Here is a 25,788-nt window from a genome sequence, read left to right on the forward strand (position 1 = left end):
ATTGGGAGGTCATCGCAATGCCGAAATATCTTCTGGCACATGATCTGGGGACTTCCGGAAACAAGGCTACTCTGTACACGACCGATGGCGAACTGGTAGCGAGCAGGACATATCCATATGATACGAAATATTTCAATGCCAATTGGGCGGAGCAGAATCCCGACGACTGGTGGCAGGCGGTCTGCATTTCCACCGGGCAGCTCATCCGGGGCATAGACCCGAGCCAAATAGCATGCGTTTCCTTCAGCGCGCAGATGATGGGGTGCCTGTGTGTTGACAGGCAGGGAAGGCCTTTGAGAAATTCAATAATTTATTCAGACCAGAGGGCGGTAAAAGAGACGGATAAAATACTGCAACACATAGACGCCATGGATTTTTATAAAATCGTGGGCCACCGGGCCAGTCCTTCCTATTCCCTGGAAAAGCTGATGTGGATCAAAAACAACGAACCCGACATTTATAAAAATACTTACAAGATGCTGAATGCAAAAGACTATATCGCTTTTAAACTGACCGGCAAAATGGTTACGGATTATACGGATGCGTCCGGAACCAATGCCTTTGATTTAAACACTTACAAATGGTCGGATAAAATAATCGATATCGCCGGTATAGATGAAGACAAACTGCCGGAAGCTCGCGAATCCACTTTTGTCGTAGGTGAGATAACAAAGGAAGCAGCGGAAGAAACGGGTCTAAAAGAGGGCACACCGGTGGTCATCGGCGCCGGGGACGGTATGTGTGCTTCGGTGGGTGCGGGATGTATCAAGCCGGGGATTGCCTACAATTATGTAGGGTCATCGTCATGGATAGGGATTACATCAGAAAAACCCGTATATGATGTGAAAATGAGGACTATGACGTGGGCCCATGCCGTTCCCGGCTACGTCAATCCCATAGGGACCATGCAGACCGCCGGTACGTCGTACAGCTGGCTTAAAAATGAGATTTGCAAAATTGAGACAAAAGAGGCGCTGGAAAAAGGCGTAAGTCCGTATGAGATAATCAATGATGAAATAGAAAAGTCTCCTCCCGGGGCCAGGGGAATCCTGTTTTTACCCTATCTCCTCGGTGAAAGGACACCTCACTGGAATCCCAATGCCAGAGGTGCTTTTATAGGAATAACCGTCGGGCATAAACGTGAAGATCTGTTGAGGGCTGTCATGGAAGGAGTGACATACAATTTAAATACTATAGTGAATATCTTTAAAAATTACGTTCCAATCGACAGCATGATTGTCATTGGCGGAGGGGCCAAAGGGAAAGTATGGCGCCAGATGATGGCGGATATATATGGCGTGAAGATATTAAAGCCCAATTATCTTGAAGAAGCCACATCCATGGGAGCGGCCGTCATCGGCGGCATAGGAGTCGGTGAATTCAAGAGCTTTGACGCCATAAATAAATTTATAAAAATTGAGAGTGAACATGACCCCGACCCTTCAAAAAGAGAAATTTATAATAAAACATATCAAGTTTTTCTTCATTCATATGACGCTTTGACGGGTATATATGAAGAACTGGCTAGACTTTAACTGCACTTTAATCGAAGGAATGTGATAACAGCATGAAAATACTGGTGACACCCAGGTCCTTTGCTAAACATGATCCAAAACCCCTGGAGATGCTTCTCGAAAAAGGCTTTGAAATAGTGCAAAATCCGTATCAAAGGCCGCTCGTGGAAGAGGAAATAACCGAGCTTATAAAAGATGTAGACGGCGTAATAATAGGCGTTGATCCTCTTACAAGAAATGTCCTTGAAAAAGCTGAGAATCTAAAAGCCATATCAAAATACGGTGTCGGTGTCGATAACATTGACCTTGATTATGCAAAAGAGCGGGGGATAAAGATATCAAGGACCGTTGGAGCCAATTTTAACGCTGTAGCGGATTTTACCGTATGTCTTATGCTGGCAGTTGCCAGGAAAATCAATGTAATCGACAGGGAGTGCAGAAGAAACAACTGGAACAAAATCATGACGATGGAAATATATGGTAAAACGCTCGGAGTAGTTGGAACTGGCAATATAGGCAAAGGTGTAATTAAAAGGTCAAAAGGTTTCGATATGAATATCCTTGCCTATGATGTTTATCCGGATGAAAAATTTGCTAAAGAATACGGCGTGAAGTATGTGAGCCTTGAAGAGCTGTACAAAAACGCCGATGTAATTTCACTTCATGTGCCTTTGACGGAAGATACTTACAAAATGATAGGAAAAAGAGAACTTCATATGATGAAGAAAAATGCCATATTGATTAACACTGCCCGGGGTGGCCTCATTGATGAGGAGGCTTTATATGAAGCGTTAAAAGAAAATGTGATATACGGTGCAGGCATCGACGTTTTTGAGCATGAACCGCCGACCAATAAAAAGCTCTTTGAGCTGGACAATATGGTAATCAGTTCTCACAATGGGGCTTCTACTTACGAGGCGGTGGATAATATGGGGCTGATGGCTGTGGAAAATCTTGTAAGGGACCTATTTTCTTGAGGTCAAATATTCAGACTGTTCTCGGGCTTATCCCGAAAGAAAAACTGGGTTTTTGCCACAGCCATGAGCACTTATTCATAGCCCCCGGGAAGTCGGAAAAGGTAAATCCGGCTTTGAGAATAGACGATTTGGGCAGGACCGTAGAAGAACTGAAAATGTATAAAAATTTGGGCGGTCAGAGTATTGTGGATGCGCAGCCGGTTGGATGCGGAAGGATGGCCGAATATCTGGCCGAATCATCCGAAAAGGCGCATGTCCATATAATTGCTTCTACGGGATTTCACAAGATGATTTTTTACGATGAGGACCATTGGATTAAAAACATAAATGAGGATAAACTGGCGGATATTTTTATCCATGAGCTTGAAAAGGGTATGTTTACAGACGGAGATTATAAAGCGCCGGAAAAGGCAATTTCATCGAAAGCGGGCATAATTAAAACTGCTTCTGACAGTGAAGGCATAACGGATGAATACAAAAAACTATTTCTGGCCGCTGCCAGAGCCTCCAGATGTACCGGTTTTTGCATCTTGAGCCACACGGAAATGGGAAAACATGCCCTGGAACAAATAGAACTTTTTGTAAAGGAAGGCGTGAACCCGGATTCCATCATAATCTGCCATCTTGACAGAGATTTGAGCGACATGGGATATCACAGAGCTGTGGCGGAAACCGGAGTATTTATGGAATATGATACTATAGGCAGGTTTAAATATCACAGCGATCTGGAGGAAGCAAAATTCATTGTAGAGATGGTTGAATCGGGTTTTGAAAACAAAATATTGCTGGGCCTCGATACCACCAGGGAGAGGCTGCTAAGCTACGGTGGCAGTATAGGCCTGGGATATATAAAGCAAAAGTTTATACCGCTGCTCCTGGAGCTGGGTATAACGCAAGAAATGATAGAGAAATTTACAATAATAAACCCATCAGAAGCTTTGGCAAAAAGGAGTGAAACCGTATAGAATGGCTGTAGAATTACCGAAAAAGGCAACACAACCGACAATGTATTTCATTGGAGTCACTACAAAGCAATCTTCAATAATGAAAGTTTTTCCTCTGTGGGCAGAGGAACTGGGGCTCAAAGATGCGGTCCTGAAAGGGATAGATATGGAGATCCATGCAGATCCGGATGATTACAGGAAGGTAGTGGACTTTATCAAAAATGATGAACAATCTCTGGGAGCGCTGGTTACAACTCATAAGATTGATTTGTACAATGCCGCCAAAGATATGTTTGAATATCTGGACCCCTATGCGAAAGCCTTTGGAGAATTATCTTCCATATCGAAAAAAGAAGGCAGACTGGAAGGCTACGCGAAGGACCCCATTTCAAGCGGATTGGCGCTGGAAGCGTTTTTACCGGAGGATTACTGGAGGAGTTACGGCGGTGAGGTTTTCATTATGGGAGCCGGAGGAAGCTCCATTGCGGTAACATCTTACTTGATTAACAAAAAGCATAATGGAAATTATCCTTCAAAAATAATCGTTTCCAACAGGAGCAAACCCAGGCTGGTTTCCATGGAAAAAATCATTAAACAATTAAATCCGCCGATTCCCATTGAATATCACTTGTGCCCCCAGCCAGAGGACAATGATAAACTGCTTGAAAAATTAAAACCTCATTCACTTATAATCAACGCCACAGGCCTGGGGAAAGACAGGCCGGGATCGCCGCTGACCGATGCATGCGAATTCCCCCGGGACAGCCTCGTATGGGAGTTTAACTATAGAGGGGATCTGGATTTTATGCATCAGGCTTTAAGACAGAAAGATAATAAAAATCTATATGTGGAAGATGGATGGATATACTTCATACACGGATGGACTCAGGTTATTGCCGAAGTGTTTCACATCGATATCGACAGCGCAAGATTGAAGCGGCTGAGCGAAATTGCGCAAAGCTACAGATGAGACATGGGAGATGGCAGAAATGAACGAAATATTGAGACCGTTTGATATTGATTTTGATTTGACAACCGGCTTGTCCAGGTTAAAAAAAGCCTCAAAAAGATATCTTTCAAATATGGCGGACATGTTCTATGACACCGAAAAAGCCGGTGATATCTTGAAAAATGAAGACCCCCTCATTTATGAATTTTATGAGATGGGGATTCCTGAAACTGTCGGAGACATCGCCTTTGGTACCAGCATTGTATATCCGGGGAAAATCGGCAATGAATACTTTATGACAAAAGGCCACTTCCATACGGTATTGGAAACGGCAGAGGTTTACTTCTGCATAAAAGGAAAAGGCTATATGCTGATGGAAACCCCTGAAGGCCAGTGGGACGCTCAGGAATTTGCCCCGGGTAAAGCCGTATATGTCCCCAAAAGATGGGCCCATAGAAGCATCAATGTGAGCCCGACCGAGCCTTTAATTACATTTTTTGCCTTCAGGGCCGATGCGGGACACGATTATGGAACGATAGAAACAAAAGGGTTCAGAAAACTTATTGTCGAAAAGGACGGCAGACCTGTGGTAATTGACAACCCCAGATGGAGTTAAAAAATATTTTTTGGGGAGTTTTTTATGAAACTTCAATTATCGTGTGATCTTATCAGCATTGATCGTGCTGTCAAGCTGGCGGAAGACATACTGCCCTTTATAGATATAATAGAAATGGGAACGCCTTTTTTATTGCAAAACGGTATAAATGCAGTGAAGACATTCAAAGAAAGATTTCCGACCAAACTTATTCTTGCCGATATGAAAATCATGGACAGCGGATATGAAGAGGCAAAGATGGCTTTTGAAGCGGGAGCGGATATCGTCACGGTGCTGGCGGTATCCTCGCCCAATACAATTCGAAACGCCATTGTGTGTGCGAAAGAGTTTGGCAAAGAGGTAATGGCGGATATGATAGAAGTGAAGAACATTATAGAAAGAGCTAAATTCCTGCAAGATTTGGGAATAGATTATATTTGCGTGCACACCGCGGTGGACAATCAGAAATCCGAAAACCCGCTGGCAGATTTGTATACGTTAAAACAAAGTATTGAAAATGCAAGGTTGGCAGTAGCCGGTGGAATCAAACTTGAAAACATAGATGCTGTTATATGTGAAAAGCCCGATATTGTCATAGTGGGCGGGGGCTTGACCAAAGCGCCCAATCCCCGGGAGATTGCAAGAGCCATGAAAGAAAAAATGGAAAATATAAGCAGGATAGGTAAAGATGATGAAATTTGCGGAGTATAAGAATAAGATCCTCAATGAAATTTCCCTGACCCTCGATGCGGTGTCGGAGGAAAAGGTCGATGAGCTGACAGAAGCCATACGTTCCGCCGGCAGGATTTTTGTTGACGGCGCGGGAAGATCCGGATATATGATGAGATGCTTTGCCATGAGGCTGATGCACATCGGCTTTTGCACATATTTTCTGGGCGAAACGGTTACTCCCGGCGCAAGAGAAAAAGATATATTGATAATAGGCTCAGGTTCGGGCGAAACAGGTTCGCTTGTCGCCAGGGCGAAAAAGGCAAGAAAGATTGGGTGCAAGATCGCAGTCATTACCATATCGGGTTGCTGCAGTCTAGGCAGCCTGGCTGATTGGGTTATTGAAATTCCGGCTCCCACGGCAAAAATAGAAACTGAATATAAATCCATTCAGCCCATGGGAAATTTGTTTGAACAGGCTCTTTTGTTGACATGCGAAATCATGATTATGAAAATCATGGAGAAGACCGGAATTTCATCCGACGAAATGTTTAAAAACCATGCCAATTTAGAATAAAAGGGAGGAAGTTGGAATGATAAAAAAGGGAATCCTTCATCCGCAATTGAAGCATGTTTTGACATCGATAGGCCACCAGGATTATCTTGCCATGGTGGACTCCGGATACTGCGTCCCACTGGGGGTCGAGAGAGTGGACCTGGCATTTCTGCCAAATATTCCGACAATGCTTCAGGTTCTGGATGGCGTTCTGGATGAGCTTGCCGTAGAAAAAATAATACTGGCGGAAGAGATTCACGAACATGCTCCGGAATTTTTAAAAGAGATTAAAAAAAGATTTCCCGATAATTTCCCCATTGAGTTTGTGCCGCACGTGGAATTGAAAGAAATAATAAAGCAATCCAAAGCGGTAGTACGCACCGGCGATTTCGGGACCCATTACGGCAACATGGTTCTTGTGGCGGGTTGCGTATACTAAAATTGATTCGGAGGAGTATCTATGAAAAAGCCAAAAATAACTGTGCTCGGCAGCTTTGTGGTCGACTTAATGAGCAGGACTCCCCATTTGCCCGCAAGGGGTGAGACCGTGTTTGGAGGGCCTTTTAAACTGGGGCCCGGAGGAAAAGGCTCAAATCAGGGGGTTGCCGCTCATAAGGCGGGAGCCGATGTGACAATGGTCACAAAACTCGGGAGAGATGATTTTGCCCAAATTGCCTTAAATAGCTTTAAAAGTGTAGGAATGAGGACAGACTATATATTTTTTGACAATGAACATGAGACAGGCGCAGCCCTTATCATGGTTGAAAACGGCACCGGGGAAAATGAGATCGTGGTTTCCATAGGAGCGTGCAATTACATTACCGATGACGAAGTGGAATCGGTAAGGGAAGAAATAAGGAATTCGAAGCTGTTGTTGACACAGCTGGAAACAAATTTAAGTGCGGTATATAAGGCAATCGACATAGCCAACGAATACGGAGTAATGGTCGTTTTAAATACTGCTCCCGTTCAGCCTGTTCCCGAGCAAATATATAAAAAAGTCGACGTTTTGACGCCCAATGAGACCGAGGCATCGATTCTGTCGGGGATTGAAATAAAAGATATAGAAGGGGCAAAAAAAGCCGCCGAGTATTTTGTTGAGAAAGGGGTAAAATCTGTCGTCATAACTCTGGGTTCGAATGGGGTATATGTAAAATCGCCGGAATTTGAGGGCCATGTTCCCGCTTTTGCGCTGGACAACGTAATCGACACCACTGGCGCCGGTGATGCCTTTAACGGCGGGTTTGCCACGGCTCTGGCGGAAGGCAAAAGCATAAAAGAGGCAGCCATTTTTGGAAATGCCGTGGCCGGAATTTCGGTCACTCGGATAGGAACCGCTCCTGCCATGCCCTGGAGAGAAGAAGTCGAAGAATTTTTAAAAAAGCATTTTTACGAAGGTGATAAAAAATGAGCAGAAAACTTGCAAAATTCATCGATCATACACTGTTAAAACCCGAAGCGACATCAGACCAGATCAAAGCCCTGTGCAAAGAGGCAATAGAATACGGCTTTGCTTCCGTCTGTATAAATCCGTGCCGGGTAAAACTGGCTTCAGAGCTGTTGAAAGGTACAGATGTGAAAGTATGTACGGTGATAGGATTTCCTTTAGGAGCCGCAACTCCGGAAGTTAAAGCCTTTGAGACGAAAAACGCCATTGACAATGGCGCCAGCGAAGTGGATATGGTGATGAACATCGGCGCCATGAAAGAAAAGGATTACGAACTGGTGGAAAAGGATATTCGAGCAGTCGTGGAAGCCGCCGGTGGAAAGGCGATTGTTAAGGTGATTTTGGAGAATTGTTTGCTGGAAAAAGACGAAATAAAAAAAGCATGCGAAATCTGTATTAAAGCCGGAGCGGATTTTGTCAAAACTTCCACCGGTTTTAATAAATCCGGTGCAACTCTGGAGGATGTAAAATTGATGAAGGAAACGGTGAAGGACAGAGCCGGGGTAAAAGCCGCCGGAGGCATCAAAGACGCAATAACCGCAAAAGCCATGATCGAGGCGGGAGCATCCCGGTTGGGCACCAGTTCTTCAATAAAAATTGTTTCTGAAATGGAAGACTAGATAAGTTATCATTTTTAATTCAATGTAAAGGAGCGTTATGTGGATGAAAAAGGGCGGTATATTAAACAAAAGACTGAATGAGGTCATCGCTAGCCTCGGTCACATGGATACGATAGTCATATGTGACGCCGGTTTGCCTATTCCCGATGAAAATCAGAGAGTGGACCTGGCATTCGAACCGGGAACTCCAGGACAAATCCAGGTATTGAAAGCCGTATTAAATGAAGTTGTAGTTGAAAAAGTAATTATGGCTGAGGAAAGCAAGAAAGTAAGCCCGGAGATGCACGAAGAGATATTAAAATTACTTGGCGATAAAGAAATTGAATATGTACCCCATACCGAGTTTAAGGAAAGAAGTAAAAAGTCAAAAGCCATCATCAGAACCGGAGAATTTACTCCGTATTCGAATGTCATGCTGGTATGCGGCTGCGCTTATTAAAAAAGGAGAAAAGAAAATGGAATGTAATGTTACATTGAAAGACCTGGCGGGAATGATCGACAACACTAATTTGAAAGTTGATGTTCAAAGAGAAGATCTGGAAAAATTATGCAAGGAAAGCATAAAGTATGGATTTAAATCTGTTGCCGTCAATCACTCTTCAATAAAATACTGCAGGCAATTGCTGGCGGGAACAGGTGTGGGAATTGTCACCGGCGTAAGTTATCCCCTGGGTACCAATACTCTGGAAGAAAAACTTTTTGAAACAAAACATACGATAGAAATAGGCGCCACTGAAATAGATTATGTGATAAACATTTCCGAACTTCGGGCAAAAAATTATGACTATATGAAAAAAGAGATGGAAGAAATACTGAAAGTATGCAGGCAAAACAACGTATTATGCAAAGTTATACTTGAAACTTATTATTTGACAGATGATGAAATCATAGCAATGTGTAAAATAGCATCTGAAGTTAAACCGGACTTTATAAAGACATCAACAGGACAGATTCAGGGCGGCGGAGCCAGAGTGGAACACGTAAGCCTGATTAAGGAAGCCCTGGGTGACAGTGGAGTTCAGGTTAAAGCCGCGGGCGGAATTAAGACTCTGGAAGACGCTCTGAACATGATAGAGGCAGGAGCGACAAGACTGGGGACAAGTTCGGGAACTAAAATCATGGAAGAATATATGGAAAGGTTCAGCTAGCATTGTTACAGGCGGTTCCTCCGGAAAAAATTAAGAAAGGAACCGCCACATTTTATTTTATATTTGTTTAATATATTTCTTGTGATATAATAGCTGAAAAGAAATAATTTAAGAATATATATTATCTCAATGAATGAGATTTTTGTCGTTTTAGTAAAAATTGTTGGTTCAGTATATGAAAGGGTGCGAAATATGAGTTTTAATTAAATTCGAAAATATTATTCAAAAAGGTGAAATGTATGGATTACCAATCTTCCGTAATAGAACTTATCGATGAAGGTATAATAGCCATAGATTCCATGGCGCACATCAAGATTTACAACCGTATGGCCCGAGACATTTTCGGGCTTAATCCCGACGAGGGCCCCGGACACCCGGAAGGAAGGATCGCTGAAGGGGATATTGTCATTATTGCAGACAACCTGCTGGGCGCCGATGACGGTGGACTTGAACCGGAAGATTTGAGGGTTATAGGGATAGAACCGTCGGAGATAGAGAGAGGAGATGCCGTCGTAGCCATAGGGACGGTGGGCGGCGGAACTGGAAGCGGCGTATTCAACAGGCTGGATAAAAAGATACCGGCAGAACGTCTTTCGGTTGAGACCTCAATAGACGGTTTAAAGCTCAAAGCGCAGATTGATTTTGATCTGAAACGCTTGAGGGTAACGGTAGACAGCAGCCATTACGATTATGTTTTTCGCTGGGCTGCAGGCCACATGATTATAGTTGATGGGACAAGCCACCAGGTTAAATTTTATCAGACCCGAGGCTACACGGCTCGGCAAGAAGAGCTCAAGGCGGTTTTGTATGGCAAACCTTTTCGGGGAAAGGGGAAATACGGCCAGGTCTTTCAGGTGCTGGAAAAACATATAAACGAGATTCACCCCGACTCGCATATAATCCGGGGTTTGATGGCCGTTGCCCGAGGCGAAAGCTGTGAGGTGAGGGGCCTGGAGTCCATGATTAACGGCATTCCTGTGAGATGTTCCATGGAACCTCTTGTGATCGAAGGTAAAAAGGTTGGCGCTTTTTTGAAAGTGCTGGATATAACCGAGCTTAAAGCTCTTCAAAATGAGCGCCAGAAAGTTTTAACATCCCTGGAGAATCTTGAAAACCGCATAAAAATTGAAAGGATTCAAAAGGAAGCTTTCAGGGACATAGTTGGAAGCGGCGAGAAAATCCGACGGGTGGTAGAAATGGCAAAAAAAGCCGCGGAAACCAGTTCGACAGTGCTTCTGACCGGGGAAAGCGGCACCGGCAAGGGACTTTTTGCAGAGGCCATACACCGGGCCAGTTCTCGTAGAGACGGTCCCTTTATATATGTCAACTGTGCTTCTATTCCAGAAAATCTGCTGGAAAGCGAGCTTTTCGGCCACGAAAAGGGTGCTTTTACAGGGGCTGTCGCTGAAAAGCAGGGGAAATTCGAACTGGCTGATGGCGGTACCATTTTTCTTGATGAAATAGCGGAACTTCCGCTCACTCTTCAGGCAAAGCTCCTCCATGTCATACAGAAGAGAACTTTCACGCGGGTGGGTGGAGTAAAACCTATCCAGGTTGATATCAGGATTATTGTAGCTTCAAACCGAAATCTGGAGGAAGCGGTTAAAAAAGGAGAATTTAGGGAAGATTTGTTTTACAGGATAAATGTAATCTCCATTCTGCTGCCGCCCCTTCGGGAACATAAGGAAGACCTGTATCTTCTGGTGAGTTATATTCTCCCCCGAATGGCGGAAAGGGCCGGAAAGAAAGCTGTTCAAATATCCGGCGAGGTCATGAAGATATTTCTGGATTACGATTGGCCCGGAAATGTAAGAGAACTGGAAAATGTGCTGGAAAGGGCTGCAATAATGGCTGATGGGGACATTATCATGCCTGAACATCTGCCTGAATATATATTGGGGCAAAACAAGAATGATAATATCGACGACATGATAACTGTAAAAAAAATCGGACCTTTAAAAGAGCTTTTGATGGAGACGGAAATTCATGCGGTAAAAAAAGCGCTTGAAATCTGCGGCGGCAATAGAAAAAAGGCTATGGAAATGCTGGGAGTGGGTAAAACCAATTTCTATAAAAAGCTAAAAAAAGCCATGAGTTCGTGATTGCGGAAAAAGCACATAAATGCGGAATAGCTTTAGAGTTTACATTTAGAAGTATCTTAAAGGGGTCGAGTGGTACATTATAGCCGATTTAATGTTATTTTTATTTTTAAAGTTCGCAAATGCGAACTTTTTGTTTTGCATTGTTGGATACTTTCGGGCTTGTATTGAGGCTTATGTAAGTATGGCATGTAAATTGCTTTTTGTTAAATACGAAAAAAATTTCGTCTCTCGGATTTAACGGTAATAAAAAATTAACCTTGGGGAGGAGACAGGATTGGAAAAAGCAAAAATCGCCATAGTGGGTTTTGGCCATGTGAGCAGGGAAGCCCTGGCTGCCGTTCTGGAAAGCCCTGATATGGAGGTTGCAGGCGTAGTCCTCAGAAATCCGGTGAAAGTGGCGGAAGTACAGAAAGAGGCAGGGGAGATTCCTGTGGTCACTGATGTGAAGGAACTTGGGGAGGTTGATGTCGCCATACTTGGAATTGCCAGCCGGGCGGTGCCGGAAGTGGCGAAAAAATATCTTGAACAGGGGATAAACACCGTAGACAGCTTTGACATCCATGGAGAAGCGATAATGAAGATGAGGCGGGATCTTGACAGAGAGGCAAAGGCGCATAATGCTGTTGCCGTAATTTCCGCCGGATGGGACCCGGGCACCGACTCTATAATAAGGACGGTCATGGAAGCCATTGCTCCAAAAGGGCTTACATATACCAATTTCGGTCCCGGCATGAGCATGGGGCATACGGTGGCTGTTAAGGCTGTGGAAGGTGTAGAGGACGCCGTATCTATGACAATACCCGAAGGCACCGGCCTTCACAAACGCCTCGTATACGTAAAGCTAAAAGACGGGTACGAATTTGAAAAAGTAGCGGAAGCCATCAAACAAGACCCGTATTTTGTCCATGATGAAACCCATGTGTATTGCGTCGAAGACGTTGAAAGCCTTATCGATGTAGGGCACGGCGTCCACATGGAGAGAAAAGGCGTGTCGGGCATAACTCATAACCAGAGGATGGAATTCATCATGTCGGTGACAAACCCTGCGGCCACGGCCCAGGTCATGGTATCCGCGGCCAGAGCCAGCCTCAGGCAAAAACCGGGATGCTACACCCTGCCGGAAATCCCGCCTATTGATTACATATATGGGGAAAGGGAAGCATTGCTGAGGCGGCTGGTATAAATCCCTGGAAAAATGTATATATAATAGTAGCCGTCATACCAGGTGCCCCATGGCGAAGGCCGTATGCAGTTAATTGCAACCTCCCCTGGTGGATAAAGACGGCCATTCTGTGGCATGCCACATTGTGTAATTAAATTAGATTATTTGTTTTGCTCAGTACAAAACTTATGATATAATACTTTCAATAAAAGATGAAAAAAGCTGAAAGGAGATGCAGCATTTATCTTATGTACTTTACAAAGATGCACGGTCTGGGGAATGATTTTATTTTAGTCAACGGCTTCAGGGAAGATGCCGCCGCCGTCGTGAAGAATGCAAAAAAATTGTGCGACAGGCATCTGGGGATCGGGGCCGACGGAGTGATTCTGGCTCTGCCGTCAGATAAGGCAGACGTAAAAATGAGGGTCATAAACAGCGACGGCAGCGAAGCCCCCATGTGCGGCAACGGCATCCGGTGCTTTGCCCGGTATGTTTTTACAAGAGGTATTGTTTCCAAAACTAAAATGTCTGTGGAAACTCTGGCGGGCATTATGAAGCCGGAAATCATAATAATCGACGATGTTATAGAAGCCGTCAAGGTGGATATGGGGCACTACAGTCTTTTGAAAAAAGATGTCCCGATAATGGGCAGCCCTGATGAAGAAGCTCTAGACCTGGAAGTTGAGGCGCAGGACCGGAAATATATTGCTACCGGAGTTTCTATGGGAAATCCTCACTGCGTCATTTTTGTAGATAATGTTGATGGCGTACCGCTAGAGAAGGTTGGGCCCATTCTCGAAAATCATCCCCTTTTCCCGAAAAAGACCAATGTGGAATTTATTGAGGTGAAAGGGAAAGACCACCTCAAGATGAGGGTATGGGAGCGGGGATGCGGGCTGACTCTTGCCTGCGGGACCGGAGCCTGTGCATCGGCGGTGGCCGCATACAAAAAAGGTATTGCCGGAAACAAGGTTAAGGTATCACTTACGGTGGGGGACCTGATGATTGAGATACAGGATGACCGGAGGGTTTTCATGACAGGCCCCGCAAAGGAAGTATATTCAGGAGATATAATTCTGGCAGGATTATAAATTACTATATAGTTCATAATATAAAACACAAGGTTCGCATTTATGAACACAAGTTAACGACTAAATTTATTCTAAATCTTTATTGAGGAAATTAAATATAGTTCATATATGCGAACTTTTTATATACAGCCAAAACTCATAATTATTGAATTTTAGAAATGACACAGGCCGGTTTCGTTGATGGCATTATATTTGCTAACATTAACAACTGTATAATTATTTCCCATAGAGGAGTTTTTCTAAACATGTCGAATATATAAAACCAATACGCACAGGTAATTGCAGAAAATTGTGCTTTTGCGTACGATTTTTTCATTTAAAGGGGGTGAGCCCAGGGGAATATCGTGCAAGAAAATATTAAAAGAGTTTAGGTAATAATTTAAGGAGGGGAAATCAGAATGAGAAAAAAGTATTATTATCTTACATTGATGTTGATTCTGGTTTTTGTAGCAGGTATTTTTATGACAGCTTGCGGAGGGCAGAAACAGACCGATAATCAGAGTGGGCAGCAAAGCCAGAGTCAGACTCAGTCTGAGCAGAGTCAGAGCAGCGGCAAAGAACCCATAAAGATAGGCCATGAAGTAGCTTTAACCGGCGATGCTTCCATGTGGGGTCAATCCGAAGAAAACGCCCTTCAAATGGAGATTGAGAAAATAAATGCGGCAGGCGGTGTGAACGGAAGACCGCTGAAGCTTATATCTTATGATAATAGAGCCGATTCCATAGAAGCCGTTAATGTGGCAAAAAGATTGATTGAGCAGGATAAAGTAGTGGCTATTATTGGCCCTGCTCAGAGCGGTGTGGCCAATGCCATTTCTTCGGTTACTGAAGAAGCCAAGGTTCCTTTTATAGCCACCACTGCAACCAACCCTCTAGTAACGGTTCCCAAGGAAGGTCAGCTCAGGAAATACGCATTCAGGACATGCTTCATTGACCCGTTCCAGGGCAGAGTTGCGGCGCAGTTTGCCTATTACAGGCTGAACGCAAAAAAAGCCGCCATTTTATATGATGTGGGTTCAGATTATTCCGCATGGCTTGCCAAGTATTTTGAGGATGCATTCAAAGAAATGAAAGGCGAAATTGTTGGTAAAGAAGCCTTCAGATCTGGAGAACTGGATTATAGGGCCATGCTTGGAAAGATAAAACAGGCCAATCCCGATGTTATTTTCATCCCCACAGCCCAGAAAGAAGCGGCTCTTGCGGCCAAACAGGCAAGAGACCTTGGCATAAAGGCAACCCTGATGGGCGGGGACAACTGGGGAAGTCCGGATCTTATCACTCTGGGTGGCTCGGCCGTGGAGGGCGGCTATTTTGTGAACCTGGCTTCGATGGAAGATCCGGACATACAGGATTTCATAAAGGAATATAAAGCAAAATTCAATACGGATCCGGTACTGCCGAATCCTGTCATGGCAATAGACGCTCTCTACATGCTGGTTGACGCCATAAAGAGAGCAGGAACCACCGATGGCCCAGCGCTGGCCGATGCCCTTGAAAATACGAGCAACCTGAAAGTGCTAACAGGTATACTGACCATCGATCCTTCCACTCATAATCCTTTAAATAAGCCGGCAATAATCCAACAGGTGAAAGATGGTAAATTTATCTACGTAGAAAAATATGTTACAAAGTAAAAAGAAAAAGAATAGATGCAGATAAGGGGGCTTGCCCCCCTTATCTTTAAATACCATCGCAGGACAGGAGATGAAACAATGTTTCTACAAACATTGATCACGGGACTTTCTATCGGAGGCATCTACGCATTGATGGCGGTAGGGTACTCCCTGGTGTTTTCAATATTGAATTTCAGCAATTTTGCTCACGGCACTATCATAATGCTGGGGGCATATATAGGATATTTTTTAATATCCTCATTTAAATTGGGTTTCCCCTTTTCTTTTATTGGCGCCATTGTTGGGGCGGCGCTGCTAGCTCTAATAAACGTGAGGCTGGCCTACAGTCCCCTTATAAACAGAAAAGCTCCGCCTTTATATCTGATGATAACGGCCATGGGTGTTTCAATTTTTTTAGAAAACATGGTGTATGTGACTGTGGGGTCACATTTTTATTCTTTTCCGGAAATATTTAAACAATCCACCATCAAATTTTTTGGAAGCGACATAAGTCCTCTGGACTTGTTTGCGCTGATATTTTCATTCATAGCCATTTTCGCCCTTCACCTTTTCCTAACCAGGACAAAAATGGGAACTGCCATCAGAGCGGCTTCTTACGATATGACAGTAGCTTCGCTGAACGGAGTGAACATGAATAAACTTATAGGAATCGTGTTCATACTTGCCGGCGCTTTCGGAGGTCTGGCCGGAGTTTTCCTGGGAGTAAAATATATGGTTTATCCTACCATGGGCTGGATAACCAACAAGGCGTATATTGCGGCAGTAATAGGCGGCCTGGGAAGTCTGCCCGGCGCCGTTATCGGTGGGGTTATTCTGGGAGTGCTGGAGACTTTTGTGTCGGTGTATGTTTCTTCAGTCATAAGAGATGTTTTCAGCTTTTCGCTGGTTATTTTATTTCTTGTCATCCTTCCGGCCGGCCTGCTTGGTAAATATTTAGAAGAAAAGGTGTAAAAGGGGGAATATCTATGGAATATATTTATGGAGTAATTTCTGTAATAGGCATAGAAATAATCGCAACAGTAGGCCTTTCGGTATTTACCGGATTTACAGGGCTATTTTCACTGGGGCATGCAGCCTTTATGGCCATAGGAGCTTATACCGCGGCTATTCTGACGTATTTTTATAATGTACCCTTTATTCTTGCTCTCCTTGCAGGTATGCTGATGTCCGCTATGGTGAGTTTCGTGATAGGCTTTCCGACACTGAGGGCAAAACTTCGCGGCGATTATTTTGCGATAGCAACCCTGGGATTTGGTGAAGCTGTAAGAGTCATACTGGAAAATCTCTCCATAACTCAGGGTGCAAGAGGACTTCCCGGGATTTCTCATTTTACCACTCTGCCGGTTGTAGCCATATTTTCGGTAATAGTAGTCTGGATGACAAGAAACTTTATCTGGTCCAAATTTGGCCGAAATGCCATTGCCGTAAGAGAAGATGCGGTAGCTGCAGAGATGGCGGGTATAGACATCTTCCGGGTGCGAATGCTGTCTCTCGTTTACAGCGCGGCCTGCGGAGGCCTGGCGGGCGGACTGTTTGCACACTATCTTAACTTTATACAGCCGGCCATGTTTACATCTATCCTCTCCACACAGCTTACTTCAGCGGTGGTAGCCGGGGGGATGGGAAGCCTCACCGGTCCCATCATTGCCATTTCTCTTTTTATCGCTGTCCCTGAGGTTTTGCGGGTGGCCAATATGTGGCGTCTTGTGGCATATGGTTTGATACTGGTTCTTATCATGATATACAGGCCATCAGGAATCATGGGGTACCACGAACTTTCTTTTGCTTCTTTTAAAAACCTGTTCAATAGAAAGGCTGCAAATCAAAGCGCCGGCGGGAGGAGGATGTAAAATGTCGTTGCTGGAGCTGAAAAATGTTACAAAATGTTTCGGCGGCATAGTGGCGGTAAAGGATTTATCATTTTCGTTGAATGACGGCGAAATCGTAGGTTTGATTGGACCCAATGGAGCCGGTAAAACCACGGTTTTTAACCTTATAACCGGCGTATACAAGGTTACCGAGGGAATCATTTTATTTGAAGGAAAGGATATAAATAAGTGTGACCCTGTTTCCATTGTGCGGGGCGGTATAGCCAGGACTTTTCAGAATATACGTCTTTTCAACAAGTTGAGCGTGATGGAGAATATAAAGACAGTTCTTTTTCGGGAAGCAAATTATAATTTTACCCAGGTCCTGATGAAAACCCCAAAAGTCGTTAAAATGGAGCGTCACCTTACTGAAAGGTCTATGGAGTATTTAAAGGTTGTGGGTCTGGAACAATATGCAAATTTCAGAGCGGACAGCCTGCCCTATGGCCTGCAGAGAAAGCTGGAAATCGCCAGGGCCCTTGCATTAAAGCCGAAACTTCTTCTCCTGGATGAGCCCGCCGCCGGCATGAATCCTGAAGAATCTCTGGCGCTGGTGGATTTGATAAGGTATATCAAGGAGCAGTACAATCTTACCATTATTTTAATAGAACATCACATGGATGTGGTCATGGAACTTTGTCCCCGAATTATAGTCATCAACTTCGGCGAATTGCTGATAGATGGGTCTAAAGAAAAGGTGCAGAGCGATGAAAGAGTGCTGAAGGCTTATCTGGGGGAGGAATATGCCAATGTTGCTGGAAATTAAAGATATAAATGTTTTTTACGGAAAAATCCACGCATTAAAAAATGTCAGTCTGCAGGTAGCCAAGGGAGAGATTGTAACAATAGTGGGCGCCAACGGCGCGGGCAAATCCACTCTCATGTGGACTCTTGCCGGAGTTTTGAAAGCAAGGGACGGGTCGATAATTTATAAAGACAGACCCCTGCCTTCTTTTGCCCATGATGTGGCCGCATCTGGAATTATCTTAGTGCCGGAGCGGAGGAGGCTCTATGCCAACCTGACAGTGAGAGAAAATCTGATAATGGGAGCATTTTTAAGAAATGATATAAATGAAGTAAAGAAAGACCTGGAATTTATCTATGGCCTTTTCCCTATATTAAAGGAAAGATCCAACCAATATGCAGGAACGCTTTCGGGCGGTGAGCAGCAAATGGCGGCCATAGCCAGGGGGCTTATGTCCAGACCCGAAATTCTTCTGCTGGATGAACCTTCGCTCGGTCTTTCACCGCTCTATACTTCCGAGGTCTTTAAGACTATCCGGCAGATTAGAGACAAAGGAACCACTATACTTCTGGCCGAGCAAAATGCTCACAAGGCCCTGGAAATGGCAAACCGTGCCTATGTACTTGAAACCGGGCGCATAGTGCTTTCGGGCACCGGAAAGGAACTTTTGGCCAATGCGGCTGTCCAGGAGGCCTATCTTGGAGTCAGGCACAAGGTCATCTAATTTTCTTAGTATGCAAAAGATGGAAGGAGTTCAATATGGACTTATTAGAAAAGTTAAACCGTTTTCCAAAAGTCAAGATGCTGTGGGGGATGACTCCCATAGTCCGGGCGGACAACATCAGCAGAGAAACCGGAGTTGACCTATACGTAAAACGAGACGACCTTACGGGGCTTGCCCTGGGCGGCAACAAGACGCGAAAGCTGGAATTCCTGATGGGAGAAGCCCTGGCCTGCAAATGCGATACCGTGGTAACGGCGGGGGCTGTCCACTCGAATCACGCCCTTCAGACTGCCGCAGCGTCGAAAAAGCTCGGGCTTGCGCCAATCCTTGTTTTAAGGGGAAAGGAAGAAAATCTGGGAAACCTGCTGATGGACAAATTGCTCCGGGCCGACATCCGGGTGTATGATGTCATGACCGGCAGGGAGTTAAACGATATAATGCTGAACATAGCTGAAGAGCTTGAAAAAAAAGGCAAAAATCCCATGGTTATACCCATCGGCGGTTCAAACCCCACCGGCGCCCTGGGATATATAAAGGCAGCGGCGGAAATACTGGAGCAGGAAAGAGAATTGGGATTGGATTTTGACTATGTTATAAGCCCCAGCAGCAGCGGCGGGACCCAGGCCGGTCTTTTATTCGGATTTAATGTGTTAAAACGCAAAACCCGCGTTTTAAATATCGGGGTGGGAGACCCCAGGGATGAACTCATCGAAGATGTTTTGAACCTTATAAATGACCTTTCTAAGATTCTGGACATAAAAACAGAGATCAACCGTGAAATTATTGAATCCGTTACAGTTGATGGATACGGCTTTGGGGGCTATGGTACCATCGTCAAAGAAGTAATAGAAGTTATAATGTACGCCGCATCCAGAGAAGGATTTTATCTTGATCCGGTTTACAGCGGTAAAGCTTTTTGTGGCATGCTGGACCTTATCGATAAAAAAATTATACCGCAGGGGTCAAAGGTATTATTTATACACACCGGAGGGCTTGGAGGCATATTTCAATATGAAAAAATCATAGGAGATATGCTGTAAAATAGCGCAAATAATATAGAGAGCTTTTAATTTCAGGACTTGAAAAATAATATAAATATAAGTAATATAAACATAAATACACACAAAAGTCTGGAGGAATGTCTATGAAAGTAGCCGAGCGCCTCAACAAAATCCCACCATATATTTCCGCCCAGATCGATAAAAAGATCGCTGAACTCAGGAAAAAAGGCGTAGATGTGGTAACTCTCGGAGTTGGAGACCCGGACCTGCCTACACCGGACAATATAATTGAAGTGATGGAAAAGGCCATATGGGAACCGGCTTTTCACCGCTATCCGGATTACGAAGGTTCCATTGAATTTCGTAAGGCTGTGGCCGAATATTATGAGAGACGTTTTGACGTAAAATTAAACCCTGAAAATGAAGTCATGGCACTCATAGGTTCTAAGGAAGGCATTGTGAATCTGACGTATGCTTTCGTGGATCATGGTGACTATGCGCTGATTCCGGATCCCGCATATCCCGTTTATAAGACCGCTACACTTTTTGCCGGCGGCATACCCTATACCATGCCGCTGCTCAAAGAAAACAATTTCCTGCCGGATTTTACAAAAATCGATACCGATATTGCCAGAAAAGCAAAGCTCATGTTTTTATGCTATCCCAACAACCCCACATCGGCTGTGGCCGACAAGAAGTTTTTTGAAGAAGCCGTGGAGTTTGCAAAAACATATGATATCGTCATTTGCAATGACAGCGCCTATGCCGAAATCACCTATGACGGATACGAATCCCCCAGCCTGCTTTCGGTTAAAGGGGCGGAAGATATAGCCATAGAACTGGGTTCCCTGTCCAAACCCTACAGGATGACCGGGTGGCGCATCGGGTATGCCGTGGGCAACAGGGACATCATGAAAGCCTTAGGTAGGATAAAGACCAATGTGGACTCCGGCCAGTTTACCGCCATCCAGAAAGCAGCCGTTGAAGCCCTTACAGGGCCTCAGGACAGCTTGAAGGAGCTGAGATCCATCTTTACCGCCCGTCGAGACATGATGGTAAGTGCCTTAAAAGAAATGGGATTTGATGTATCGGCTCCAAAAGGCACCTTTTACATTTGGGCACCGGTGCCGGAAGGCTATAGTTCCATGTCTTTTTCCGAAATGCTGGTGGAAAAGGCTGCGGTGGTGGTAATTCCGGGCAATGCGTATGGAGAGTATGGCGAGGGATTCTTCAGGATTTCACTGACGACACCCGATGATAGGATAAAAGAGGCTATAAAGAGGATGAAGGAAATTTTTTAACACAATCTGGTCAAATTTTATAATCTATGGTAATATTTAAAACAAAATGATATATGGAATGAAAAAGGCGAGAGAGACCCACAGCCGAATTGAGATGCGACAACGCTTGTATTGGAGTGTGGGCGCCGAAGGGGTAAACCCGGGATTTTTGGGTGATACTCTCAGGCAAAAGGACCGCCTTTGGACCAGCCTCTGGAGGAGTAAAATGCTGCGATTATAGCAGGGGTTCTAGGCTCAAGAAGTGATATATACTTTGAGTTTAGAACCATTTTTTGTTTTGACTGTATATCTTGACGCTTTTGTTTGGAACCTAGTAACAGAACCATTACATAAGACTTCGGAGGCATATACTTACTTTTAGAGAAGTTTAAATTGAAAAGGAGGGATATAATGTTAAAAAGGACACCGCTGTATGATGCTCATCTAAAGTTAAAGGCCAGGATGGTAGAATTTGGCGGTTTTGAAATGCCCATACAATACACTTCCATCATCGATGAGCATATGGCCGTGAGGACCAGGGCCGGTGTCTTCGATGTGGCCCACATGGGAGAAATACTGGTGGAAGGGGAGAAATCAGCGGATTTTTTAAACGGGCTGCTCACTAACGACATTGCCGTATTGAAAGATGGCAAAGTGCAGTATTCCATCATGACCTATGATGATGGGGGTACCGTGGACGATCTACTGGTTTACCGCATGGATGATAACAAATATTTTCTAGTGGTGAACGCTTCCAATAAGGATAAGGATTTTGAATACATTAAAACCCATGCTCCCGCCGGTGTGGAAATCGAAGATTTGAGCGAAACCTGTGCAGAAATTGCCCTCCAGGGGCCGGAAAGTTTCAAGTTCGCCGAAAAGTTGCTTGGTCCATTACATATTGCCCGATTTTACTTCATAAAATTAAAATACGGCGAGGAATCATTGATAATATCCCGTACCGGTTATACCGGCGAGGATGGTCTTGAAATTTACGGGCCGCCGGAGTCCATCATTAAGCTTTTTGCAGACTTTATCGAGGCAGGAGTCACTCCATGTGGCCTGGGGGCCCGGGACACTCTGAGGTTTGAGGCGGGGCTGCCCCTTTACGGCCACGAACTTTCCGAAAGCATAACCCCTGTGGAAGCGGGGCTCTTACCGTTTATTAAGTTTAATAAAGATTTTACCGGCAAAGATGCGCTGTACCGCCAGGTGAAAGAAAATAAAGGGCGCAGGCTTGTAGGCCTTAAGCTCAACGAAAAAGGCGTACCCCGTCAGGGATATAAAGTATTTTTCGGGGATAGTGAAGCAGGATTTGTGACATCGGGAAATTTTGCGCCGTATTTAAAGGAATACCTGGCCATGGCTCTGGTGCAATTGCCACAGGATTCTATGGAAGATTATATCGATAAGGAGTTTGAGATTGAAATTCGGGGAAAAAGGCTAAAGGCTGAAGCTGTGCCCAAAAATTTTTTAAAAGCCTTGCGACCGGGGAAATAGAGTATTTATATAAAATCAAAAATCAAGGAGTGATAAAAAATGAGTAAGATTCCAAAAAATTTATTGTACACCGAAGAGCATGAGTGGATACTGGTAGAAGGAAGCAGGGGAACCATCGGTATCACCGACCATGCTCAAGAGGCTCTGGGGGATGTGGTGTATGTGGACCTACCCAAAGTGGGAGACAAGGTTGTGAAAGGTGAAACCTTCGGCACGGTAGAATCGGTGAAAGCGGCATCGGACATCTATGCCCCGGTTTCCGGCACCGTGGTTGAAGTAAACGAAGCGCTGAAAGACAACCCCGAACTCATAAACAAGAGCCCCTATGAGGATGCCTGGATGATAGTGGTGGAACTGGATGACGAGAGCGAACTTGATGAACTTTTAGGCCCGGAGGATTATGAAAATATTTTGGAAGGGGAGTAAAACATGAGGTATATCGGCCACACTCCTTTTCAGGTTAAAGAGATGATGAAAACTCTCGGGATAAGCGAAATCGACGAGCTTTTTGCCGACATTCCCGAAGAGGTTAAGCTTAAAGGCGATCTGGACCTACCTCTGTCTTTAAATGAAGTTGAACTAAAAAGAGAAATTTTAAATCTAGCCAGGGATAATAAAGCCGGCGAATACATCAATTTTATGGGCGCCGGAGCCTATGACCATTATGTGCCGGCAGTGGTGAAGGCGCTGGTGGGGCGTTCGGAGTTTTACACATCCTACACGCCCTATCAACCCGAAAGAAGTCAGGGGACCCTGGCCGCCATATTTGAATACCAGACCATGATAGCAAATCTGACCGGGATGGATGTGGTCAATGCATCGGTATACGACGGTGCCAGCTCCCTGGCGGAGGCTGTACTTATGGCCTGTGACATAAAGAGGAAGAACAGGGTGGTGATTTCCGGGGCGGTCCACCCAGAATATGTGGAGACTGCACGAACCTATGGCTTTGGATATAACAAAGATATAGCCGTGGTACCTTATACTGAATCTCTTGAGACAGATTGGGATAAGATCGATGATATGGTGGATGGCAGTACCGCTGCCATTGTCGTGAGTATGCCCAATTTCTTTGGAGTTCTGGAAGATGTAAAGAGAGCCCGGGATATTGCAAAAGAAAAAAATGTCATGTTCATAGTCGTTGCAAATCCCATATCTCTTGGCCTTTTAAGGCCGCCGGGGGAATACGGGGCCGACATTGTGGTGGGGGAAGGCCAGCCTCTTGGCAATGCCCTGAATTTCGGCGGACCGTACCTGGGCTTCATGGCGACCAAATCCGAATACGTGCGCCGCATGCCGGGCCGTATAGTAGGCGAGACAGTGGATGCCGAAGGTAAAAGGGCTTTTGTTCTCACCCTTCAAGCCCGGGAGCAGCATATTCGCCGCGAAAAAGCCACGTCGAATATTTGTTCCAACGAGGCATTAAATGCCCTGGCCGCCACCATATATATGGCCTATCTCGGCAAAAAGGGCTTGAAAGATGTGGCGTATCATTCCCATATAAAAGCAAGGTATTTTATTGATGAAGTAAAAAAGAGCGGCAGGGCTCACATAGTCAACCACAGGGTTTTCAACGAAGTAGTGGTGGAAGTAGATAACCTTGAGCAAAAATACCGGGAGGCGCTGGAACAAAAAATCCTGCCGGGAATAAGACTTTCCCGCTTTTTCCCGGAAGAGGAGAACCGCCTGCTGGTGGCCTTTACGGAAAAGCGCTCAAAGCATGAGATTGATTTTTTATTAAAAGCACTGGGGGTGAAATAGATGAAGGGGACACCTCTTATTTTCGAACGGTCCCTGCCCGGAAGGGAAGGCTTCAGGCTGGATGACCCTGATGTGCCCGGGGTGGACCTGTCCGAAACCCTGGGCGGAGAATTCCTGCGGCAGGACCTGGACCTGCCCGAGGTTTCGGAAGTGGATGTGGTAAGGCATTATACAAAGCTTTCTAAAATGAATTTCGGTGTGGATGATGGCTTTTATCCTTTAGGTTCCTGCACCATGAAGTACAATCCCAAAATAAATGAGGAAATAAGTGCACTTCCCCATTTTACGGAGCTTCATCCCTATGCCCCGGAAGAATTAGCCCAGGGGACATTAAGGTTCATGTACGAGATGCAGAAATTTCTCTGTGAAATCACCGGCATGGATTATTTCACCCTGCAACCAGCCGCTGGAGCGCATGGAGAGCTCACCGGAATACTTATTATCAAGAAATACCTGGAAATAACCGGGGAAAAGCGCAACAAAATCATCGTTCCCGACTCTTCCCACGGCACCAACCCCGCCACCGCTAAGGAAAGCGGATTTGAGATAGTAAAGGTGAAGTCCGGCAAAGACGGCCTTGTAGACATTGCAGAACTTAAAAAAGCTGTAGATGAGGATGTGGCCGCTCTTATGCTCACAAACCCCAATACCCTGGGTTTATTCGAAAAGGCCATACCGGAAATTTCGCGTATTTTGCATGAAAAGGGAGCCCTGCTGTATTACGATGGGGCAAACCTCAATGCCATCATGGGCATCGCCCGTCCCGGTGACATGGGCTTTGACGTGGTTCATGTAAATCTTCATAAGACCTTTTCCACTCCCCATGGAGGCGGCGGACCGGGGGCAGGGCCGGTGGGTGTGAAGGCATTTCTCAAGGACTTTTTGCCAAAGCCCATTGTCGAAAGGGAAGGGGAGAAGTATTTCCTAAATTACGATTTGCCCCATTCCATAGGCAGAATGAAGGCATTTTACGGCAACATCGGCGTTGTATTAAAGGCCTATACGTATGTGAGAAGCCTCGGAGCCCGGGGCCTGAAAGAGGCCAGTGAAATGGCGGTACTCAACGCCAATTACCTGAAAAAACAAGTAGAGGATTTATTTGAAGTGCCTGTAAACGCCATATGCAAGCATGAATTCGTGGTGAGCGCCAGCAACTGGAAGGAAAAATACGGCGTGAGAGCCCTTGACATCGCCAAGCGCCTGCTGGATTATGGATTCCATCCGCCCACCATATATTTCCCCCTCATTGTGGAGGAGGCTTTGATGATAGAACCCACCGAAACTGAAAGTAAGGAAGCTCTGGATGCTTTTGCCGCTTCTTTGAAGAGGATTTACGATGAAGCTCAAGAAAATCCCGATCTGATGCAAAAGACACCTCATCATATGCCGGTGAAGCGGGTGGATGAAGTAAAAGCTGCGAGAGAGATGAAACTTAAATACTAAACGGCGCTCCTGACCATCTCCGGCAGCTACTTAAGTTCTACACCAAATCAAGAAAGGG

General features: G+C 45.0%; 26 protein-coding genes and 1 riboswitch. All 26 genes read left to right on the forward strand.

What is annotated here, in order from left to right; translation table 11 throughout:
• Nucleotides 1–17: 17 nt before the first annotated feature.
• The 26 genes from xylB (at nucleotide 18) to gcvPB (ending at nucleotide 25,730) form a co-directional block, all read left to right on the forward strand.
• Nucleotides 18–1,535 carry a xylulokinase gene (gene xylB, locus D2962_RS03480; RefSeq protein WP_122014157.1) on the forward strand — a complete coding sequence of 506 codons (1,518 nt, stop codon included), beginning with the start codon at nucleotides 18–20 and terminating at the stop codon, nucleotides 1,533–1,535.
• 32 nt (nucleotides 1,536–1,567) lie between these two features.
• Nucleotides 1,568–2,491, forward strand: coding sequence for a phosphoglycerate dehydrogenase (locus D2962_RS03485; RefSeq protein WP_122014158.1), 924 nt, complete (start codon nucleotides 1,568–1,570; stop codon nucleotides 2,489–2,491).
• Nucleotides 2,488–3,456: a phosphotriesterase family protein gene (locus tag D2962_RS03490; protein WP_222927663.1), complete on the forward strand. Its 969-nt coding sequence runs from the start codon at nucleotides 2,488–2,490 to the stop codon at nucleotides 3,454–3,456. The genes D2962_RS03485 and D2962_RS03490 overlap by 4 nt, the downstream gene beginning before the upstream one ends.
• A gap of 1 nt (nucleotide 3,457) precedes the next feature.
• A complete protein-coding gene (locus tag D2962_RS03495; RefSeq protein ID WP_122014160.1) occupies nucleotides 3,458–4,405 on the forward strand; it encodes a shikimate dehydrogenase family protein in 948 nt (315 codons plus the stop codon).
• 10 nt (nucleotides 4,406–4,415) lie between these two features.
• Nucleotides 4,416–5,000, forward strand: a complete 585-nt coding sequence (locus D2962_RS03500) for a glucose-6-phosphate isomerase (protein ID WP_425456614.1) — start codon at nucleotides 4,416–4,418, stop codon at nucleotides 4,998–5,000.
• A 24-nt stretch (nucleotides 5,001–5,024) separates the two neighbouring features.
• A complete protein-coding gene (hxlA, locus tag D2962_RS03505) occupies nucleotides 5,025–5,690 on the forward strand; it encodes a 3-hexulose-6-phosphate synthase (RefSeq protein WP_122014161.1) in 666 nt (221 codons plus the stop codon).
• A complete protein-coding gene (gene hxlB, locus D2962_RS03510; RefSeq protein WP_222927664.1) occupies nucleotides 5,668–6,225 on the forward strand; it encodes a 6-phospho-3-hexuloisomerase in 558 nt (185 codons plus the stop codon). The genes hxlA and hxlB overlap by 23 nt, the downstream gene beginning before the upstream one ends.
• Nucleotides 6,226–6,241: 16 nt before the next feature.
• Nucleotides 6,242–6,643 carry a D-ribose pyranase gene (gene rbsD, locus D2962_RS03515; protein ID WP_122014162.1) on the forward strand — a complete coding sequence of 134 codons (402 nt, stop codon included), beginning with the start codon at nucleotides 6,242–6,244 and terminating at the stop codon, nucleotides 6,641–6,643.
• Nucleotides 6,644–6,664: 21 nt separating this feature from the next.
• The gene (gene rbsK, locus D2962_RS03520) at nucleotides 6,665–7,615 is read left to right on the forward strand and encodes a ribokinase (RefSeq protein ID WP_120765413.1); all 951 of its coding nucleotides are present in this window, start codon (nucleotides 6,665–6,667) and stop codon (nucleotides 7,613–7,615) included.
• Nucleotides 7,612–8,271 carry a deoxyribose-phosphate aldolase gene (gene deoC / locus D2962_RS03525; protein WP_120765412.1) on the forward strand — a complete coding sequence of 220 codons (660 nt, stop codon included), beginning with the start codon at nucleotides 7,612–7,614 and terminating at the stop codon, nucleotides 8,269–8,271. The genes rbsK and deoC (D2962_RS03525) overlap by 4 nt, the downstream gene beginning before the upstream one ends.
• Nucleotides 8,272–8,314: 43 nt before the next feature.
• On the forward strand, nucleotides 8,315–8,710 hold the full coding sequence (gene rbsD, locus D2962_RS03530; RefSeq protein WP_120765411.1) for a D-ribose pyranase: 396 nt from the start codon (nucleotides 8,315–8,317) through the stop codon (nucleotides 8,708–8,710).
• Nucleotides 8,711–8,726: 16 nt separating this feature from the next.
• Nucleotides 8,727–9,419, forward strand: coding sequence for a deoxyribose-phosphate aldolase (gene deoC / locus D2962_RS03535; RefSeq protein ID WP_120765410.1), 693 nt, complete (start codon nucleotides 8,727–8,729; stop codon nucleotides 9,417–9,419).
• A gap of 239 nt (nucleotides 9,420–9,658) precedes the next feature.
• Entirely contained in the window at nucleotides 9,659–11,521 is a 1,863-nt protein-coding gene (locus tag D2962_RS17420) for a sigma-54 interaction domain-containing protein (protein WP_162991086.1), read from the forward strand.
• A 274-nt stretch (nucleotides 11,522–11,795) separates the two neighbouring features.
• Nucleotides 11,796–12,704 (forward strand): diaminopimelate dehydrogenase, encoded by a 909-nt coding sequence (locus D2962_RS03545; protein WP_122014163.1) that lies wholly within the window; start codon nucleotides 11,796–11,798, stop codon nucleotides 12,702–12,704.
• Nucleotides 12,705–12,931: 227 nt separating this feature from the next.
• Nucleotides 12,932–13,774, forward strand: a complete 843-nt coding sequence (gene dapF, locus D2962_RS03550) for a diaminopimelate epimerase (RefSeq protein ID WP_122014164.1) — start codon at nucleotides 12,932–12,934, stop codon at nucleotides 13,772–13,774.
• A gap of 398 nt (nucleotides 13,775–14,172) precedes the next feature.
• On the forward strand, nucleotides 14,173–15,408 hold the full coding sequence (locus D2962_RS03555) for an ABC transporter substrate-binding protein (RefSeq protein WP_222927665.1): 1,236 nt from the start codon (nucleotides 14,173–14,175) through the stop codon (nucleotides 15,406–15,408).
• A gap of 78 nt (nucleotides 15,409–15,486) precedes the next feature.
• Entirely contained in the window at nucleotides 15,487–16,359 is an 873-nt protein-coding gene (locus D2962_RS03560) for a branched-chain amino acid ABC transporter permease (RefSeq protein ID WP_122014165.1), read from the forward strand.
• Nucleotides 16,360–16,373: 14 nt separating this feature from the next.
• Complete coding sequence (locus D2962_RS03565) at nucleotides 16,374–17,258, forward strand: branched-chain amino acid ABC transporter permease (RefSeq protein WP_122014166.1); 885 nt, start codon at nucleotides 16,374–16,376, stop codon at nucleotides 17,256–17,258.
• Nucleotide 17,259: 1 nt separating this feature from the next.
• Entirely contained in the window at nucleotides 17,260–18,042 is a 783-nt protein-coding gene (locus tag D2962_RS03570; RefSeq protein WP_122014167.1) for an ABC transporter ATP-binding protein, read from the forward strand.
• Nucleotides 18,026–18,745 (forward strand): ABC transporter ATP-binding protein, encoded by a 720-nt coding sequence (locus D2962_RS03575; protein ID WP_245984878.1) that lies wholly within the window; start codon nucleotides 18,026–18,028, stop codon nucleotides 18,743–18,745. Before D2962_RS03570 ends, D2962_RS03575 begins: the two co-directional genes overlap by 17 nt.
• A 35-nt stretch (nucleotides 18,746–18,780) precedes the next feature.
• Complete coding sequence (locus D2962_RS03580; protein ID WP_122014168.1) at nucleotides 18,781–19,785, forward strand: 1-aminocyclopropane-1-carboxylate deaminase/D-cysteine desulfhydrase; 1,005 nt, start codon at nucleotides 18,781–18,783, stop codon at nucleotides 19,783–19,785.
• A gap of 104 nt (nucleotides 19,786–19,889) precedes the next feature.
• The gene (locus D2962_RS03585; RefSeq protein ID WP_120765407.1) at nucleotides 19,890–21,047 is read left to right on the forward strand and encodes an LL-diaminopimelate aminotransferase; all 1,158 of its coding nucleotides are present in this window, start codon (nucleotides 19,890–19,892) and stop codon (nucleotides 21,045–21,047) included.
• Nucleotides 21,048–21,105: 58 nt separating this feature from the next.
• Nucleotides 21,106–21,234: riboswitch (glycine riboswitch) on the forward strand.
• 203 nt (nucleotides 21,235–21,437) lie between these two features.
• A complete protein-coding gene (gcvT, locus tag D2962_RS03590; protein WP_120765406.1) occupies nucleotides 21,438–22,526 on the forward strand; it encodes a glycine cleavage system aminomethyltransferase GcvT in 1,089 nt (362 codons plus the stop codon).
• A 39-nt stretch (nucleotides 22,527–22,565) separates the two neighbouring features.
• Entirely contained in the window at nucleotides 22,566–22,952 is a 387-nt protein-coding gene (gcvH, locus tag D2962_RS03595) for a glycine cleavage system protein GcvH (protein ID WP_122014169.1), read from the forward strand.
• A 3-nt stretch (nucleotides 22,953–22,955) separates the two neighbouring features.
• On the forward strand, nucleotides 22,956–24,287 hold the full coding sequence (gene gcvPA / locus D2962_RS03600) for an aminomethyl-transferring glycine dehydrogenase subunit GcvPA (RefSeq protein WP_122014170.1): 1,332 nt from the start codon (nucleotides 22,956–22,958) through the stop codon (nucleotides 24,285–24,287).
• Nucleotides 24,288–25,730, forward strand: a complete 1,443-nt coding sequence (gcvPB, locus tag D2962_RS03605) for an aminomethyl-transferring glycine dehydrogenase subunit GcvPB (RefSeq protein ID WP_122014171.1) — start codon at nucleotides 24,288–24,290, stop codon at nucleotides 25,728–25,730.
• Nucleotides 25,731–25,788 lie beyond the last annotated feature (58 nt).

Origin of the sequence: Biomaibacter acetigenes, assembly GCF_003691585.1 — a bacterium.
Lineage (GTDB): Bacteria > Bacillota > Thermosediminibacteria > Thermosediminibacterales > Tepidanaerobacteraceae > Biomaibacter > Biomaibacter acetigenes.

Bases quoted from the DNA above. Each gene is read 5' to 3' on its own strand.
- D2962_RS03485 (WP_122014158.1), top strand. From the start codon at position 1,568: ATGAAAATACTGGTGACACCCAGGTCCTTTGCTAAACATGATCCAAAA.
- gcvT (WP_120765406.1), top strand. From the start codon at position 21,438: ATGTTAAAAAGGACACCGCTGTATGATGCTCATCTAAAGTTAAAGGCC.
- rbsD (WP_120765411.1), top strand. From the start codon at position 8,315: ATGAAAAAGGGCGGTATATTAAACAAAAGACTGAATGAGGTCATCGCT.
- D2962_RS17420 (WP_162991086.1), top strand. From the start codon at position 9,659: ATGGATTACCAATCTTCCGTAATAGAACTTATCGATGAAGGTATAATA.
- D2962_RS03570 (WP_122014167.1), top strand. From the start codon at position 17,260: ATGTCGTTGCTGGAGCTGAAAAATGTTACAAAATGTTTCGGCGGCATA.
- D2962_RS03565 (WP_122014166.1), top strand. From the start codon at position 16,374: ATGGAATATATTTATGGAGTAATTTCTGTAATAGGCATAGAAATAATC.
- dapF (WP_122014164.1), top strand. From the start codon at position 12,932: ATGTACTTTACAAAGATGCACGGTCTGGGGAATGATTTTATTTTAGTC.
- rbsK (WP_120765413.1), top strand. From the start codon at position 6,665: ATGAAAAAGCCAAAAATAACTGTGCTCGGCAGCTTTGTGGTCGACTTA.
- D2962_RS03500 (WP_425456614.1), top strand. From the start codon at position 4,416: ATGGCAGAAATGAACGAAATATTGAGACCGTTTGATATTGATTTTGAT.
- hxlA (WP_122014161.1), top strand. From the start codon at position 5,025: ATGAAACTTCAATTATCGTGTGATCTTATCAGCATTGATCGTGCTGTC.
- hxlB (WP_222927664.1), top strand. From the start codon at position 5,668: ATGATGAAATTTGCGGAGTATAAGAATAAGATCCTCAATGAAATTTCC.
- rbsD (WP_122014162.1), top strand. From the start codon at position 6,242: ATGATAAAAAAGGGAATCCTTCATCCGCAATTGAAGCATGTTTTGACA.
- deoC (WP_120765410.1), top strand. From the start codon at position 8,727: ATGGAATGTAATGTTACATTGAAAGACCTGGCGGGAATGATCGACAAC.
- D2962_RS03580 (WP_122014168.1), top strand. From the start codon at position 18,781: ATGGACTTATTAGAAAAGTTAAACCGTTTTCCAAAAGTCAAGATGCTG.
- xylB (WP_122014157.1), top strand. From the start codon at position 18: ATGCCGAAATATCTTCTGGCACATGATCTGGGGACTTCCGGAAACAAG.
- deoC (WP_120765412.1), top strand. From the start codon at position 7,612: ATGAGCAGAAAACTTGCAAAATTCATCGATCATACACTGTTAAAACCC.
- D2962_RS03585 (WP_120765407.1), top strand. From the start codon at position 19,890: ATGAAAGTAGCCGAGCGCCTCAACAAAATCCCACCATATATTTCCGCC.
- D2962_RS03555 (WP_222927665.1), top strand. From the start codon at position 14,173: ATGAGAAAAAAGTATTATTATCTTACATTGATGTTGATTCTGGTTTTT.
- gcvH (WP_122014169.1), top strand. From the start codon at position 22,566: ATGAGTAAGATTCCAAAAAATTTATTGTACACCGAAGAGCATGAGTGG.
- gcvPA (WP_122014170.1), top strand. From the start codon at position 22,956: ATGAGGTATATCGGCCACACTCCTTTTCAGGTTAAAGAGATGATGAAA.
- D2962_RS03495 (WP_122014160.1), top strand. From the start codon at position 3,458: ATGGCTGTAGAATTACCGAAAAAGGCAACACAACCGACAATGTATTTC.
- gcvPB (WP_122014171.1), top strand. From the start codon at position 24,288: ATGAAGGGGACACCTCTTATTTTCGAACGGTCCCTGCCCGGAAGGGAA.
- D2962_RS03560 (WP_122014165.1), top strand. From the start codon at position 15,487: ATGTTTCTACAAACATTGATCACGGGACTTTCTATCGGAGGCATCTAC.
- D2962_RS03575 (WP_245984878.1), top strand. From the start codon at position 18,026: ATGTTGCTGGAAATTAAAGATATAAATGTTTTTTACGGAAAAATCCAC.